This window comes from Herbaspirillum sp. ST 5-3 (assembly GCF_004804275.1).
In the GTDB taxonomy this organism is placed as follows: domain Bacteria; phylum Pseudomonadota; class Gammaproteobacteria; order Burkholderiales; family Burkholderiaceae_D; genus Noviherbaspirillum.
In genome coordinates this window covers 127,280-143,024 of sequence record NZ_STGI01000004.1, presented here as the reverse complement: position 1 = coordinate 143,024, position 15,745 = coordinate 127,280, and the positions used below count along the sequence as shown (strand labels likewise).

Genomic DNA, 15,745 nt, shown 5'->3' with positions numbered 1-15,745 from the left:
TTGATTCACGTCGACGCGCAAACCGCGTCGACCGCATTCAGGATTGCCTCGCTCGTCGCCGGTGCATTCAGCGGCGGGTTCCGCTTGTAATCGGCCACGCTGGCGATTGCGTCGCGGATGGCGAAGAATACCGAGAAGGGCAGCAGCAGCGGTGGTTCGCCCACGGCCTTCGAGTGATGAATGCTGTCCGACGCATTGCGATTCCGGAAAAGCTTCACGCGAAAATCGCGCGGGCAGTCGGACACGGCGGGAATCTTGTAGGTTGACGGCGCGTGTGTCATCAGCTTGCCCGCCTTGCCCCACCACAATTCCTCGGTCGTGAGCCAGCCCATGCCCTGAATGAAACCACCCTCGACCTGTCCGATATCAATGGCCGGATTGAGCGAATTGCCGGCGTCGTAGAGCGCATCGGCACGCAGGAGTTTCCATTCGCCGGTGAGCGTATCGACGATCACTTCCGATACTGCTGCGCCATAGGCGAAGTAGAAGAAGGGATTGCCGGTCATGGTCGCCGCATCCCAATGCAAACCAGGGGTGGCGTAAAAGCCGTCCGACCACAACTGTACGCGTGCGTTGTACGCCCGGCGTACCAGCGAGGGGAAGGGCTCGGGGCTGCCATCGATGTAGACCTGATTGTCGGCAAACCGGATGGTTGACGGATCGACCTGCCACGTCTGCGCGGCAAATGCGGTCAGACGCTCGCGAATCTGGCGCGCCGCATCCTGCGCGGCCTTGCCGTTGAGATCCGCGCCGGTCGAGGCGGCGGTGGCCGAGGTGTTGGCGACCTTGCTGGTATCGGTAGCGGAAACGCGCACATGCGACAAGTCGAGGCCAAGTTCGTGGGCGACGACTTGCGCCACTTTGGTGTTGACACCCTGGCCCATTTCAGTGCCGCCATGATTGACCAGCACCGAGCCGTCGACATACACATGCACCAGTGCGCCGGCCTGGTTCAGATGCGTCAGGTTGAACGCGATGCCGAACTTGACCGGGGTGAAGGCAATGCCTTTCTTCAGCACCGGACTCGTGGCATTGAATGCGCGGATGGCCTCGCGGCGTGCGCGGTAATCGCTGTCGGCTTCGAGTTCCGCGACCAGTTCATGGATGATATTGTCGACGACCTTCTGACCATACTGCGTGACGTTGCGACCTTCGGCATCGTCGCGTCCGTAGAAGTTGATCTTGCGTACGTCGAGCGGGTCCTTGCCGAGATTGCGTGCGATGTCGTCGATGACGTATTCGATCGCGATCGCGCCCTGCGGCCCGCCGAAGCCGCGAAAGGCGGTATTCGACTGCGTGTTGGTTTTGCCGCACAGGGCCAGGATGTCCACGGCGGGGAGGTAATAGGCGTTGTCGAAATGGCACACGGCGCGCGTCGCGACCGGGCCGGACAAGTCGGCGGAATAGCCGGCGCGCGCCACCATCTCGACGCGGGCCGCGAGGATGCGGCCGTCATGGTCGTATCCGATTTCATATTCGTAATGGAAGTCGTGGCGCTTGCCGGTCACCATCATGTCGTCGTCGCGATCCGCGCGCAGCTTGACAGGACGCTTGAGCCGCGCGGCGGCAATCGATGCGGCCGCCGCCCACAAGGCGGACTGCGATTCCTTGCCGCCGAAACCGCCGCCCATGCGGCGGCATTCAACCACCACATGATGCGAATGCAGGCCGAGCGCATGTGCGACCACATGCTGCATTTCCGACGGATGCTGCGTCGAGCAGTAGACCAGCATGCCGTGATCTTCCTTCGGGATCGCGTACGAAACCTGGCCTTCCAGATAAAACTGCTCCTGGCCGCCGACATACAGTTCGCCTTTCACGCGATTTGGTGCCTGCTCGAACGCCTGCCTGAGATCGCCGCGTGCGAGATGCATCGGCGGCAAGACCCAGGATTGCGCTCGCTTGGCGTCCTGGGGCGTCAGGATCGCCGGCAATTCCTCGTAATCGATCCTGGCGAGCCGGGCGGCGCGGCGTGCATTGTCGTGCGTATCGGCCACCACCATGAATACCGGCTGGCCGACATACTGCACCAGGCCGTCGGCGAGGATAGGGTCGTCATGGACGATCGGGCCGCAGTCATTGGTGCCGGGAATGTCCTTCGCGGTGAGCACCGCCGCCACGCCGCGCGACTTCCTGGCTTCGGCGAGATCGATGGATTTCACGCGGGCATGTGCCTTTTGCGACAGGCCGAGCGCGGCGTGCAAGGTGCCTTGCAGTTCCGGAATGTCGTCGGTGTAAGTTGCCTCGCCCAGCACATGCAGCCGCGCGGACTCGTGCGCTTGCGCAATGCCGACGGCGGCCCATCGGGCTTGAGCGGGTTGCGTGATGAAAGAGTCTGTTTGCTTGTTCATGATCGTCTCGTCATGCGCTCGCGAATGCGTTGACGGCAGTGGCGGGCAGCGGTGCATCGAGGCGTGTCTCCAGCCAGAAACGACGCAGCAGATTGCGGGCGGCCTTGACGCGGTAGGCAGCGCTTGCGCGCATATCGGTAAGCGGAGCATAGTCCTCGCTCAGCGCCTGCATGGCATCCTGCAGGGCGGCTTCGTCCCAGGCGCGACCCTTGAGTGCCGCCTCCGCTTTTGGCGCGCGGCGTGAGGTGGCGGCCATGCCGCCGAAGGCAATGCGCGCCTCGCGCACGATCTCGCCGTCCAGCGTGATCGCAAAGGCCGCGCACACAGCGGAAATGTCCTGGTCAAAGCGCTTCGCCAGTTTGTAGGTGCGAAAACGGCGATTGGCTTGCGGCAGCGGCACGCGCAGCGCCTCGACGATTTCGTCAGGCCGCAAATCCTTCTTCTGGTAATCGAGGTAGAACGTCTCCAGCGGCATGACGCGCCGGCCATTCTTGCCGCGCAAGACAATCTCGCTGCCGAGCGCAATCAGCCAGGGCGCTGAGTCGCCGATCGGCGAGCCGTTGGCGACATTGCCGCCCAGTGTGCCGGCATTGCGGATCGGCAGCGATGCGAAACGCTGCCACAGCTCGGACAATTCCTGCGGATAGTGCCTGCAGAGTGCCGCGTAGGCATCGTTCAAGGTCACGGCTGCACCGATCTCGAGCGTTCCATCCTTTTCAGCCAGCGTTTGCAGCTCCGCGACCTGGTTGATGTAAATGATGTCGCCCAGTTCACGCATTTGCTTGGTCACCCACAGGCCGATGTCGGTCGAACCGGACAGGATGGTCGCGGCCGGGTTCTCCGCGCGGATTCTCACGAGCTGGTCCAGCGACTGTGGTACGTGAAACTTCCGGCCGTCATGGGCGTAGGTCAGCATCTCGCTGCGCTGGATATTTTTCAGCATTGCCGCGAGAGCATCCCGGTCGAATTTGACGCGCGGCAGATCGAGCATGTGATGGGCGGCGTCCACAATCGGCCGGTAGCCGGTGCAGCGGCAGAGGTTGCCGGACAAGCTGTCGTCGATTTCCTTGCGCTCCGGATGCGATGTCTTGCCGTCCTGCTTCAAATACAGCCCCCAGAGCGACATCACGAAACCGGGCGTGCAGAAACCACACTGTGAACCATGGCAATCCACCATGGCTTGCTGCACCGGGTGCAGGCTCCCATCGGGCTGCTTCAAATCTTCGACGGTAAACAACGCCTTGCCGTCCAGCGTCGGCAGGAACTGGATGCAGGAATTGACCGTCTTCAGTTCAACCGCGTCGCCTTTCAGCTCGCCGATAATGACCGTGCACGCGCCGCAGTCGCCTTCTGCGCAGCCCTCCTTGGTTCCCGTACAGTGCTGGTCCTCGCGCACATGCTGCAGGACAGTCCGGGTGGGCGATGCATCGGAAACCGTCCTGACTTCACCGCGGTATAGAAAACGTATGGCTTGTGACATGCTGTCTCGCTTGGATTTCTCTAGATTAGCATCGCAAATCGCACTTGCCGAAGCTTGGTGCCGGGCATGGCGAGCGACTACGTCCATCCGGTGGCGGTGGAAAGTTTTATCATGCAAGAAGCGGACACACGCGTCAGCGCATGGGCGGCAATAGATGGTATATGGGCAAGCGTATGAGCACCCGGCTTGCCTTCATGCGGGAAGGGCGATGCAGCCTATATCGCCTGCGCAATATGGAGGACGGCATGCGGATATATCATTGCCGGATCAACACAACAGGAGAATGCAATGGGAAAACTGAGCACGCATGTGCTGGACATCGCCCACGGCAAACCGGCGGCAGGGGTTGTTGTCGAACTGTATGAAGTAAAAGCCACCCAGCGGACCTTGCTCTGCAGTACCGTGACCAACCATGATGGCCGCTGCGGTGCGCCTTTGCTGCAAGGTGAGGAAATGCGCGCGGGACAATACGAGCTGGTGTTCGGCGCCGGCGATTATTTCGCCGGCCACGGTCTCGTGCTGCCGCAACCGCGCTTCCTCGATCGCGTCATCATCGCGTTCGGAATAGCCGACCCCGACGAAAATTATCACGTACCCCTGGTGGTATCTCCCTGGGCCTATTCGACCTACCGCGGCAGCTAAACACGCTGAACCGTGCAAGCTGTGCCGGGTGCGGGTTCGAAAATTCAGCCCTGATGACATCCAGGGAATTGGCTTCCAGCCGATGCATCACAGACGTGCGACACGATGACTTTTTTGCGTTGCACGCTGCGCAAGTTTCGCGCTTGCATGAGACAATTGCGATCCACCAGAACAGACGCCGCGCCTCAGCAAAGCCGCTTCTCCGATGCATGTCCTTCCCGTCAATTGCAGTACAGACCGATTCCGTCGTGCCTATATCCGCTCTTCTATATTTCACATACAGACAAATGTATATTGACCCGAGATATTTCCTGTAATTTTCATCAATTACAAGAATATTCAGACAACAGAGCTACTACCATATCGGTTTTTCGCGTAGTGGCTTCAAGAAGAGTGAGACATGGACACCCGCCTAACCCTGAGCAGGATCACGAAGAGATATCCTTCCGTGATCGCCAATGACGGCGTCGATCTGGATGTGCTTCCGGGAGAGATACACTCGATCCTGGGCGAGAACGGCGCGGGAAAATCCACCCTGATGAAGATCATCTACGGCGCGGTCAAGCCGGACGCGGGACAGATTTTCTGGAACGGAAAAGAAGTGCACATCGCCAATCCGGCGGAGGCGCGCAAGCTCGGCATTGCGATGGTGTTCCAGCATTTTTCGCTGTTCGACACACTGACCGTGGCCGAAAACATCGCGCTCGGCTTGCCGCGGGATACCAATCTCGATGCATTGAGCAAGCAGATCGAATCGACCGCGCATCAATACGGCCTGGAGCTGGAGCCGCAGCGTCATGTGCACACGCTGTCAGTCGGCGAGTGCCAGCGCGTTGAAATCGTGCGCGCCTTGCTGGCCAAACCCCAGTTGCTGATTCTCGATGAGCCGACCTCGGTGCTGACACCGCAAGCAGTCGAAAAACTGTTCGAAACGCTGCGCAAGCTGGCGTCGGAAGGCTGCAGCATTCTCTACATCAGCCACAAGCTCGATGAAATTCGTTCGCTCTGCCACAAGTGCACCGTGATGCGCGCCGGGAAAGTGACGGGCATCTGCGATCCGACACAGGAAACCGCCGCCAGCCTGTCGCGCATGATGATTGGCTCGGAACCGCCGGCGATCAAGTCGATCGACCGGCAACCTGGCGAGAAGATGCTGTCGCTGCGCAATCTCTCCTTGCAGAAAAGCCACCCGTTCGGGACGACGCTTGCCGACATCAACCTTGATGTGCGCGCGGGCGAAATCGTCGGCATGGCCGGCGTATCCGGCAACGGACAGCAGGAATTGCTCGTCGCCTTGTCCGGCGAAGATCCGCGCGCGCGGCCGGATGCGATCGTGCTCAACGGCGAAGCGGTCGGCCGCATGAATGCCGCGCGGCGCCGGCGACGCGGACTCGGATTTGTGCCCGAAGAACGTCTTGGCCGCGGCGCCGTTCCGGATCTGTCGCTGGCACACAATGTCCTTCTTTCGCACCAGAACAAGAACACGGTCAGGCACGGCTTGATCAACTTTCGCGCCATCCACGATCTCGCCGCCGCCATCATCGACCGCTTCAAGGTGAAAGCGCCAGGTCCGCATGCCACCGCGGGCAGCCTGTCGGGCGGCAATCTGCAGAAATACATCGTCGGACGCGAAGTCATGCGCGATCCGAAAGTGCTGATCGTTGCGCAACCGACCTGGGGCGTGGACGTCGGCGCCGCCGCACAGATCCGTGCGGAGCTGGTCGCCTTGCGCGATGCGGGTTGCGCACTGCTCGTGGTGTCGGAAGAGCTCGATGAATTGTTTGAGATATCGGATCGTCTGGTGGTGATCGCCAAGGGCAGGTTGTCGCCCTCGATCAAATGCTCGGAGGCGACGGTCGACCTGATCGGCCAGTGGATGAGCGGCCTGTGGGATCGCGACGAGGCTCTGCGGCAGGAGGTGGCCAATGCTTAAGATGGAAAAACGGCCCAGCCCGTCGGCGCTGATGTCCTGGATGTCGCCGGTGCTGGCGGTGCTGCTGACGGTCGTGTTCGGTGTCATCGTGTTCTTCGCACTTGGCAAGAACCCGGTGGCCGGCCTGTCGGTCTTCTTCATCGAACCGATCAAGGATCTGCGCGGCTGGTCGGAAGTCGGCGTGAAAGTCGCGCCGCTCTTGCTGATTGCCGTCGGCCTCGCGATCTGCTTCCGCGCAAACGTCTTCAATATCGGCGCGGAAGGCCAGCTCGTCATCGGTGCCATCGCCGGCGGCGCGGTCGGGCTCTATTTCGACCACGGCGAAGGTGGCGGCGCGTTGATGATTGCCCTCATGCTGCTGGCCGGCATGGTCGGCGGAATGGCGTGGGCGGCGATCACGGCTTTCCTGCGCGACCGCTTCAACGCCAACGAAATCCTGGTGTCCCTGATGCTGGTGTATGTCGCACAACTGTTGCTGAGCCTGATGGTGAACGGTCCGCTGCGCGATCCCGAGGGGTTCAATTTTCCGCAATCGCGCATGTTGTCGGAAGGCTTCCTGCTGCCCAACATCCTCCAGGGCACGCGCCTGCATTTCGGCTTCGTGCTGGCCTTGATCGCTTCCGCGCTCGGCTGGCTGTTCCTGTCGCGCAGCTTTGCCGGCTACCGACTGCAGGTCGGCGGCATGGCCCCGGCGGCGGCACGCTATGCCGGTTTCTCGTCGCGCAAGTCGCTGTGGACCTCGATGCTGGTATGCGGCGCGCTGGCCGGCATTGCCGGTGTATCGGAGGTGATCGGGCCGATCGGGCAGCTCACGCCGTCCGTCTCGCCGGGCTACGGCTTTGCGGCGATCATCGTGGCCTTTGTCGGCCGCCTGCATCCGGTCGGCGTGGTCTTTTCGAGCTTCATCATGGCGCTGTTCTATATCGGCGGCGAACTCTCGCAAACGCGCCTGGGCATGCCGAGCGCGATTACCGGCGTGTTCCAGGGCATCCTGCTGTTCTCGCTGCTGGCCTGTGACGTGCTGATCCATTACAAATTGAGCTGGAGGAAATCATGAGTGCATTGACAGCCGATCTTGCCCCCATGATCGCCGCGTCCATCAATGCCGGCACGCCTTTGATGCTGGCTGCACTGGGCCTGCTAATCAATGAGAAGTCGGGCGTCGTCAACCTCGGTGCGGAAGGCATGATGCTGGTTGCCGCGATTGTCGGTTTCGCCACCGCCGTCAATACCGGCAGCGTGACGGCCGGTTTCCTTGCTGCCGCGGCGGCCGGGATGCTGCTCGCGGGGTTCTTCGCCTTGCTGACGGTCTGGCTGGGCACCAACCAGTATGCGACCGGGCTGGCGCTGGCACTGTTCGGCAGCGGTGCCTCGGCCTATATCGGCATGGATTACGTCGGCCACAGCCTGGAGAATCCGAAGTTCGCGCTGCCGCTCCTGTCCGATATGCCGTTTGTCGGCACCGCCTTGTTCAAGCAGCATCCGATGGTTTACCTCTCGCTGCTTCTGTGCGGCGCGATCATTCTGTTCCTGTATCGCAGCCGCGCCGGTCTGGTGCTGCGCGCGGTCGGCGAGTCGCCGTCGTCGGCCCACGCGCTCGGCTACAACGTGCGCTTGATCCGGCTCGCGGCCTTGCTGTTCGGCGGCGCCTGCTGCGGCCTGGCGGGCGCGTTCATGTCACTGGTCTACACCCCGATGTGGGTCGAGGGCATGGTGGCCGGGCGCGGCTGGATTGCGCTGGCGCTGACCACATTTGCGACCTGGCGCCCCGCGCGGGTGATGATCGGTGCCTATCTGTTCGGCGGCGTGACGATCATGACCTTCCATGCGCAGGGGCTGGGCGTGTCGATCGCCTCGCAATGGCTGTCGATGCTGCCGTATCTCGCCACCATCGTGGTGCTGGTGTTGATATCCACCAATGCGACCTGGATCAAGCTCAACATGCCGGCCTCGCTCGGCAAGAATTTCCATCCGCATTGAGGCAGGCAGTTTTGGCAGGACCGGATTACGGATGTGCGGGACCGGCATCCACAAGGGATTTGGACGTCGGCGCGAGACATCGCGTCCGGCAGGCATGCTGGTGTTCCCGCTCGGCGTGCCGGAGCGTTCATTGATCAATCAGCGGGAGTTACCTGTAGAGGAAAACCATGTCGAAAAGCTTCATGCGCGGGGCCTTGTCCGCGATTGCCATACTGCCAGCCGTTGCGCTGGCTCCCGCAATGGCGGCGGATTCCGCTCCGCTCAATGTCGGTTATGTCTATGTCAGCCCGATCGGCGAGGCGGGCTGGACCTTCCAGCACGACATGGGCCGCAAGGAACTGGAAAAGAATCTCGGCAACAAGGTCAAAACCAAGTTCGTCGAAAACGTGCCTGAAGGCGCCGATGCCGAGCGCGTGATCCGCGACCTGGCACAGCAAGGTAACAAGCTGATCTTCACGACCTCCTTCGGCTACATGAATCCGACCCTGAAGGTCGCCAAGCAATTCCCGGACGTCAAGTTCGTGCACCTGACGGGCTACAAGACCGCGTCCAACGTCGCCACATTGAACGCGCGCTTCTACGAAGGCCGCTACCTCGCGGGTGTCCTCGCCGGCAAGATGACCAAGACCAATGTCGCCGGTTATGTCGGCGCCTTCCCGATTCCGGAAGTCCTGCAAGGCATCAATGCATTCACGCGCGGCATGCGCAGCGTCAATCCCAAGGCCGAGGTGCGGGTCATCTGGGTCAATAGCTGGTACGACCCGGGCAAGGAACGCGACGCCGCCATCACGCTGATGGGCCAGGGCGCCGATATCGTGACGCACCATACCGACTCCCATGCGGTCGTGCAGGCTGCCGAGGAAAAGGGCAAGTACGCGGTGGCCTACCACTCCGACATGAAGAAGTTCGGTCCCAAGGCACAGCTGGCCGCGGTGACGCATCACTGGGGCAAGTACTACACGCAGGCCGCGCAGGACGTCATTGACGGCAAATGGAAGCCGACCAGTGTCTGGGGCGGCATCAAGGACGGTTTCGTTACGCTGGAAGCCATCAACGCCGGCGTTCCGAACGAGGTGAAGCAAACGGTTGCCGCCGTCGAGAAGGACATCGTGTCCGGCAAGATGACACCGTTCGATGGTCCAGTGAAGGACAACGAAGGCAAGGTCCGGCAGGAGAAGGGGCCGATGCCCGACAGCGCGCTCAACAAGATGGACTTCTATGTCGAGGGTGTTGCCGGCAAACTGCCTGGTAAATAAACTGCCCTAAGCCGTCAAGTCGAAAGAGAGGCCCGCGCAATGCGGGCCTTTTTGTTTTGCTCGTTTCGCAAAGCTGGCTGCCGCTATCCACGCAGACCCAAGACAGCCTGCGTCGTTCCCCATCATGCTCCCTGAGTCCTTGCGGAGCCGATTTCCACTGCCATTTCATGCGATCCACGGCCATTTTTCGGTACTCGCGTTTTGCTATGCAAAACATCGTTCCGAATTCGTTGACAGGAATCCGAAGTCCCGGTAACTTGCGAAAAACGCCATGGTAACAAACCGGATTTTCTAAAAAAATTGACCAGCGTCAACAAAAACCATTACAGGAGGCAATGTTTTGGACTTGATTCTGCAACAGATCTTGAACGGATTGACGCTGGGCGGCGTGTATAGTCTGGTCGCCCTTGGCCTGACTTTGGTGTACGGCATTCTGCAGGTGCCGAACTTCGCCCACGGCGCGTTCTATATGGCCGGTGCCTATGTTGCGTTCTATCTGATGAGCGCCATGGGAGTGAATTACTGGCTGGCAATGGCGGGCGCGGCAGTGGCCGTCGCAGCGCTCGCTGTGGTTGCCGAGCGACTGGTTTTCCATCCCCTACGTCACGCGCCCGGCCTGCATCACATGATTGCCGCAATCGGGATACTGCTTTTTCTGGAATCCGGTGCCCAGGCAATCTGGGGCGCCGATTTCCACCGCATGCAGACCCCGTATAACGGAATCATGAACTTCGCAGGACTGGTCCTGCCGGAACAGCGCCTGCTGATCATTCTCGCGGCATTTGGTTTGGTGGCGGGTTTGCACCTGTTCCTGAAAAAGACGGTCACCGGTGCCACCATCATCGCGATGGCGCAGAATCGCGACGGCGCCGCGCTGGTGGGCATCGACCCCAATCGCGTGGCGATGCTGACATTCGCCATTTCCGGTGTCCTCGCCGCAGTTGCGGCAGCGCTCTACGCACCGATCAACCTGGTGTATCCAGGCATGGGCAACCTTGTCATCACCAAGGCATTCGTGATCATCGTCCTCGGCGGCATGGGCAGCGTGCCGGGTGCCATTGTCGGCGGGCTGATCATCGGCTTTGCGGAAGCATTCGGCGCGTTTTACATCTCCACCGATTACAAGGACATCATCGCCTTTGTCCTGTTGGTAGCCATTCTTTCGATTCGCCCGGAGGGGCTGTTCACTAAAGGGGTGCGTTGAGAATGAAATACCTGGACCGAAAAATCGGGTGGCTGCTGCTGATCGCCCTGGCCGTCGCCTTTCCGTACCTCGCAGGCAATGACTATTACCTGACGGTGATGTCGCTGGCCTACATCTACGCGATCGCAACCGTCGGCCTGAATCTCATCACCGGCTACACCGGTCAGTACAACCTGGCGCACAGCGGATTCATGGCGGTCGGCGCTTACACGGTGGGCATCCTGACGGTCGATCACCAGGTGCCGTTCTGGATTGCCTTCGCCCTGTCGGGATTCGTTGCCGCCGCGATCGGATTCTTCGTCGGCATCCTGTCGCTGCGGCTGAAAGGACACTTCTTTTCGATTTTCACACTGTGCGTCGGTTACATCATGTACCTGTTGATCGAGAAGTGGGAAGGACTGACGCACGGCACGGTGGGCATCATCGGCATTCCCGCAGCGCCTTCGGTTGCCGGCATCGACTTCGAAAGTCCGCGCGCCCAGTACTACCTTGTGCTGTTCTTCCTTGTCGTCAGCGTGTGGATCATGCATCGCATTGTCAACTCGCTGCTCGGCCGCACTTTCATGGCCATTCGCAATGGCGACGACCTTGCCGAAGCGCTGGGTATCAACCTGATGCGCAACAAGGTACTGGCATTCATGCTCTCCGTTTTCTATGCCGGCCTGGCGGGCGGTTTGTATGCGGGTGCGGTGCGCTTCCTTGGCCCGGGCCTGGCCGGTGTCGATCAGACCTTCGACATGACGATGTACATGTTGATCGGCGGCACGGGAACCATCCTCGGCCCGCTGCTCGGCTCGGTCTCCATGCCGTGGGTGACGCAGTATCTGCAATTCCTCCAGGATTATCGTTTCGTCGTCTTCGGCCCGATTCTCGTACTGCTGGTGATCTTCCTGCCCAACGGCGTGGTCGGAACCTATCTCGCATGGAAGGCGCGCGTTGTGTCGCGTGCATCCTCCTCCGGCGCGCAGGTCAAGCCCGCGCCGGTGAAGATGGTGCAACAACAGGAGGGCAGCCATGCTTGAGATCCAATCCCTGTCCAAGCGCTTCGGCGGACTGACCGCGGTGCGGAACGTCTCCACCACCATCGAGCGCGGCAAGATCAACGCCATCATCGGCCCCAACGGCGCCGGCAAGACGACGTTCTTCAATCTGATCAGCGGGGTATTCCAGCCAACCGAGGGCCGCATCGTCTTCGAGGGACAGGATGTGACCAATCTGCGGGCGGACCAGATGGCCAGGCTGGGCGTGTCCCGCACCTTCCAGACCACGCACCTGTTCGACGCGGCCAGCGTGCTCGACAACCTGATTGTCGGACACCGGCTGCGCACCAGATCGGGCCTGCTGGACGTCTTGCTCGGAACCCGCCGCCTGAAGGATGAGGAACGCGAATGCCGGGAGAAGGCGCGCGCCGCGCTCGACTTTGTCGGTCTCTCGCATATCGAGAACCGGATCGCTGCCGACATTACCCAGGAAGAGCGCAAGCGCGTCGCGTTCGCGCTGGCCTTGTCGACCAATCCCTCGCTGGTCTTGCTGGACGAACCGGCTGGCGGCGTCAATCCGGAAGAAACGATCGGACTGGCCGAGCTGATCCGGAAAATGGTCAGGACCGGTCTGACCGTCTGCCTGATCGAACACAAGATGAGCATGATCATGAACCTCGCGGACAAGATCATGGTGCTCAACTACGGTGAAAAGATCGCGGAAGGAACGCCCTCGGAGATTCGCTCCAACCCGGTCGTCATCGAAGCTTATCTCGGGAGTGAACATGCTGCAGCTTGACAAGATCTCGGTGAATTACGGCAGCTTCCGGGCGCTTGACCAGGTCAGCATTCATGCCAGGGAAGGCGAACTGGTTGTTCTGCTCGGCGCCAACGGTGCCGGCAAGAGCTCGATCTTCCTGACGGTAAGCGGCCTGAACAAGGCAGCGGCCGGCAGCATCCGTTTCCGCAACAAGGAGCTCGTCGGCATGAAGCCGTCGCAGATCGTGCATGACGGCGTGGTGCATTGCCCGGAGGGCCGCAAGCTTTTTCCCGGCATGTCGGTCTTGAAGAACCTGACGCTCGGCGCGTACGTGCATCGGCGCGACAAGCAGGGCATTCAGAAAACCCTGGACGAAGTGTTCGAGCTCTTTCCAATCCTGCACGAGCGGCGCGAAGCGAATGCCGGCTCGCTGTCCGGCGGCCAGCAGCAAATGGTCGCCATCGGACGCGCGCTGATGGGCCGACCGAAAGCCTTGTTGCTGGACGAGCCCTCGCTCGGCCTGGCGCCGCTGGTGGTCAAGCAGATGTTCGAGGTGATTGAAAAAATCAACCGCACCGGCACCACGGTGCTGCTGGCGGAACAGAACGCGTTCGCCGCGTTGAAGATTGCCAATCGCGCTTATGTGATCGAAAACGGACACATCGTGCTGGAAGGCACGCGCGACGAATTGCTGAATAACGAACAGGTGCGCAAGGCCTATATCGGCGCCTGATCGGATAACGGGTGAAGTCATCAGTGGGTGAAAACATCAAAGAGGAGCAAGGAATGAAGATTCAAGCAAAACTGAGCAAGTTGTCGGCAGCGCTGGCAATCGGTGCGGCACTCGGCAGTGGCGCCGTATTCGCGCAGGAAGTCGTGAAGATCGGCTATTCCGGTCCGCTTTCCGGTGGCGCTGCGCTCTACGGCAAGAACGTCCTGACCGGCATGGAAATGGCCGCCAACGAGATCAATGCAAAAGGGCTGGAAGTCGGCGGCAAGAAATACAAGGTGGAAATTGTCGCGCTCGACGATAAATACAATCCGAGCGAAACCGGCATCAACGTGCAGCGTTTGATCCAGCAGTACAAGACTCCGGCTGTATTGGTACCGCATTCGGGCGGCGTATTCGCCGTGCAGGCATTCAACGAGAAATCGAAAGTCATGCTGCTGGCCTACACCAGCCTGCCGCAGGTCACGGCACGCGGCAACAAGCTGACGATTCGCATTCCCCCGGAAATCACGGGTTACATCGACCCGTTCATCAAGACCGAGATGAGCAAGTACGGCAAGAACGTGGGCATCGCCTGCGCTGATCATGACTATGCCAAGGCATGGATCGCCGCGTTCAAGCCGGCATGGGAAGCGGCCGGCGGCAAGGTCGTTGCGGAAAACCCGATGTCCTACAACAAGGCGACCGACTTCTATAGCGGCGTGAGCCGCGTGTTGCAAGCCAAGCCGGATGTCTTGTTCGTGGGCGGTCCGTCGGAGCCGACTGCACTGGTGATCAAGCAGGCGCGCGAACTGGGCTTCAAGGGCGGCTTCATCGTGCTCGATCAGGCGAAGATGGATGAAATGGCGAAAGTCATCGGCGGTTATGCGCCCCTGGAAGGTTCGATCGGCGTGTTGCCGATGGTCGATGATCAGCGGCCGAACGCGAAGTCCTTCGTCGAGCGTTTCCGCAAGCTCAATCCCGGCAAGGATCCGAGCTCGGAAATCGCCCTGAACTATACGGCGGTGCATGCGACCGCGATTGCCATGAAACTGGCAGGCACGGTTTCCGATCCGGTTGCGATCCGCGCGCAGATGGGCAAGGCATTCAATACGCTGCCGCCGGAATATAATCCGAATGACTTCGACGGACTCAACGAGGTTGGCGGAACACTGGCCAACACCCTCGTCGCGTATGTGGACGGCGGCAAGGTCCAGCCGGTGAACCTGCGGGGAATCGCTTCCGGCAAGTAAGCAGCAGCCGAGCACCCGTTTTGACAAGCCGGCGAGCATGCCGGCTTGTTGCATTCATGAACCGGAGGAAAACATGGAACAAAAAGCGAAGGCAGTCATCTGCCGCGAAATCAATCAGCCGGTTGTGGTCGAAGAAATCCTCGTCGATGCGCCACGCCGCGGCGAGGTCATGATCAAGCTGGCGGCCTGCGGTGTCTGCCATAGCGATCTGTCCGCCACCAACGGCACCATTCCGTTCCCACCGCCCGTCGTTCTCGGCCACGAGGGTGCCGGAAAAATTGTTGCGGTGGGCGAGGGCGTGACCGATTACAAGGTGGGCGACCACGTGGTCAGCTCCTTCGTGAGCATGTGCGGCAAGTGCCGTTATTGCCAGACCGGACGCCCGCAACTCTGCGACCAGGCAGGCAAGGCCGCCACCACATTGCCGGACGGGACCCTGCGCACTCGCGACCTGGCCGGCAATCCGCTGAACATCTTTTCAGGTTGCGGCGTGATGGCCGAGTACGCCACGCTGCACATCGATAACGTGGTCAAGGTCGACCAGCAGATGCCGCTCGACAAGGCCGCATTGATCGGCTGCGGCGTCATGACCGGCGTCGGCGCCGCGGTCAATACCGCCAAGGTCGACCCTGGATCGATCGCAGTCGTCTTCGGCTGCGGCGGCGTCGGCCTGAACACGATTCAGGGTTCCGCCATCGCCGGCGCGCGCATGATCGTCGCGGTCGACACCAACGACGGCAAGCTGGAGATGGCGCGCAAATTCGGCGCGACGCATGTGGTCAACAGCAAGAGCGAGGAAAACGTCGTCAAGACCATTCTCAAGCTGACCGAGGGCGGCGCCGATTATGCGTTTGAATGCGTGGGCCTGGGTGAAATCGCCGCGCAGGCGTACGGCGTGCTGCGCAAGGGCGGCACGGCGGTCGTGGTCGGCGTCGCCGGGCCGAAGGACATGACCTCCATCCGCACGGCTTCGCTCACCTTCGGCGAAAAAACACTGACCGGCAGCTACTTCGGCTCGGCTCGTCCGCGCGAGGATTTTCCGCGTCTTATCGGTCTTTACCGCGCACATCGTCTCAAGCTCGACGAACTGATCAGTCACACCTACACCATCGACCAAGCGCCACAAGCCTTCGCCGATATGCAGGTGGGACGCAATGCGCGCGGCGTCATCATCTTTGAATAAGGCTCCTTTTGGGG

The 15,745-nt window shown here is 60.8% G+C and carries 13 protein-coding genes; 11 read left to right on the top strand and 2 right to left on the bottom strand.

Annotated features, from left to right (window positions below; genetic code table 11):
- Nucleotides 1-5 precede the first annotated feature (5 nt).
- Together xdhB and xdhA are read right to left on the bottom strand one after the other, a co-directional pair.
- Entirely contained in the window at nucleotides 6-2,351 is a 2,346-nt protein-coding gene (gene xdhB, locus E6W33_RS09870; protein ID WP_136417018.1) for a xanthine dehydrogenase molybdopterin binding subunit, read from the bottom strand.
- Nucleotides 2,352-2,361: 10 nt separating this feature from the next.
- Nucleotides 2,362-3,831, bottom strand: coding sequence for a xanthine dehydrogenase small subunit (gene xdhA, locus E6W33_RS09865; protein ID WP_136417016.1), 1,470 nt, complete (start codon nucleotides 3,829-3,831; stop codon nucleotides 2,362-2,364).
- A gap of 288 nt (nucleotides 3,832-4,119) precedes the next feature.
- On the opposite strand from xdhA, the gene uraH reads away from it, so the two are divergent.
- The 11 genes from uraH (at nucleotide 4,120) to E6W33_RS09810 (ending at nucleotide 15,731) form a co-directional block, all read left to right on the top strand.
- Complete coding sequence (uraH, locus tag E6W33_RS09860; protein WP_136417014.1) at nucleotides 4,120-4,473, top strand: hydroxyisourate hydrolase; 354 nt, start codon at nucleotides 4,120-4,122, stop codon at nucleotides 4,471-4,473.
- Between the two features lie 400 nt (nucleotides 4,474-4,873).
- A complete protein-coding gene (locus E6W33_RS09855; protein WP_136417011.1) occupies nucleotides 4,874-6,406 on the top strand; it encodes an ABC transporter ATP-binding protein in 1,533 nt (510 codons plus the stop codon).
- On the top strand, nucleotides 6,399-7,463 hold the full coding sequence (locus E6W33_RS09850; RefSeq protein ID WP_136417009.1) for an ABC transporter permease: 1,065 nt from the start codon (nucleotides 6,399-6,401) through the stop codon (nucleotides 7,461-7,463). Before E6W33_RS09855 ends, E6W33_RS09850 begins: the two co-directional genes overlap by 8 nt.
- Nucleotides 7,460-8,386, top strand: a complete 927-nt coding sequence (locus tag E6W33_RS09845; protein ID WP_136417007.1) for an ABC transporter permease — start codon at nucleotides 7,460-7,462, stop codon at nucleotides 8,384-8,386. Before E6W33_RS09850 ends, E6W33_RS09845 begins: the two co-directional genes overlap by 4 nt.
- A gap of 167 nt (nucleotides 8,387-8,553) precedes the next feature.
- A complete protein-coding gene (locus E6W33_RS09840; protein WP_211097295.1) occupies nucleotides 8,554-9,642 on the top strand; it encodes a BMP family ABC transporter substrate-binding protein in 1,089 nt (362 codons plus the stop codon).
- Nucleotides 9,643-9,982: 340 nt separating this feature from the next.
- Nucleotides 9,983-10,846 carry a branched-chain amino acid ABC transporter permease gene (locus E6W33_RS09835; protein WP_136417005.1) on the top strand — a complete coding sequence of 288 codons (864 nt, stop codon included), beginning with the start codon at nucleotides 9,983-9,985 and terminating at the stop codon, nucleotides 10,844-10,846.
- Between the two features lie 2 nt (nucleotides 10,847-10,848).
- Nucleotides 10,849-11,868, top strand: a complete 1,020-nt coding sequence (locus E6W33_RS09830) for a branched-chain amino acid ABC transporter permease (RefSeq protein ID WP_136417002.1) — start codon at nucleotides 10,849-10,851, stop codon at nucleotides 11,866-11,868.
- Nucleotides 11,861-12,625: an ABC transporter ATP-binding protein gene (locus E6W33_RS09825; protein ID WP_136417000.1), complete on the top strand. Its 765-nt coding sequence runs from the start codon at nucleotides 11,861-11,863 to the stop codon at nucleotides 12,623-12,625. The genes E6W33_RS09830 and E6W33_RS09825 overlap by 8 nt, the downstream gene beginning before the upstream one ends.
- Nucleotides 12,612-13,319, top strand: a complete 708-nt coding sequence (locus tag E6W33_RS09820; RefSeq protein ID WP_136416998.1) for an ABC transporter ATP-binding protein — start codon at nucleotides 12,612-12,614, stop codon at nucleotides 13,317-13,319. Before E6W33_RS09825 ends, E6W33_RS09820 begins: the two co-directional genes overlap by 14 nt.
- Before the next feature lie 53 nt (nucleotides 13,320-13,372).
- Nucleotides 13,373-14,548 carry an ABC transporter substrate-binding protein gene (locus E6W33_RS09815; protein WP_136416996.1) on the top strand — a complete coding sequence of 392 codons (1,176 nt, stop codon included), beginning with the start codon at nucleotides 13,373-13,375 and terminating at the stop codon, nucleotides 14,546-14,548.
- A 73-nt stretch (nucleotides 14,549-14,621) separates the two neighbouring features.
- Nucleotides 14,622-15,731 carry a Zn-dependent alcohol dehydrogenase gene (locus E6W33_RS09810; RefSeq protein WP_136416994.1) on the top strand — a complete coding sequence of 370 codons (1,110 nt, stop codon included), beginning with the start codon at nucleotides 14,622-14,624 and terminating at the stop codon, nucleotides 15,729-15,731.
- Nucleotides 15,732-15,745: the final 14 nt, after the last annotated feature.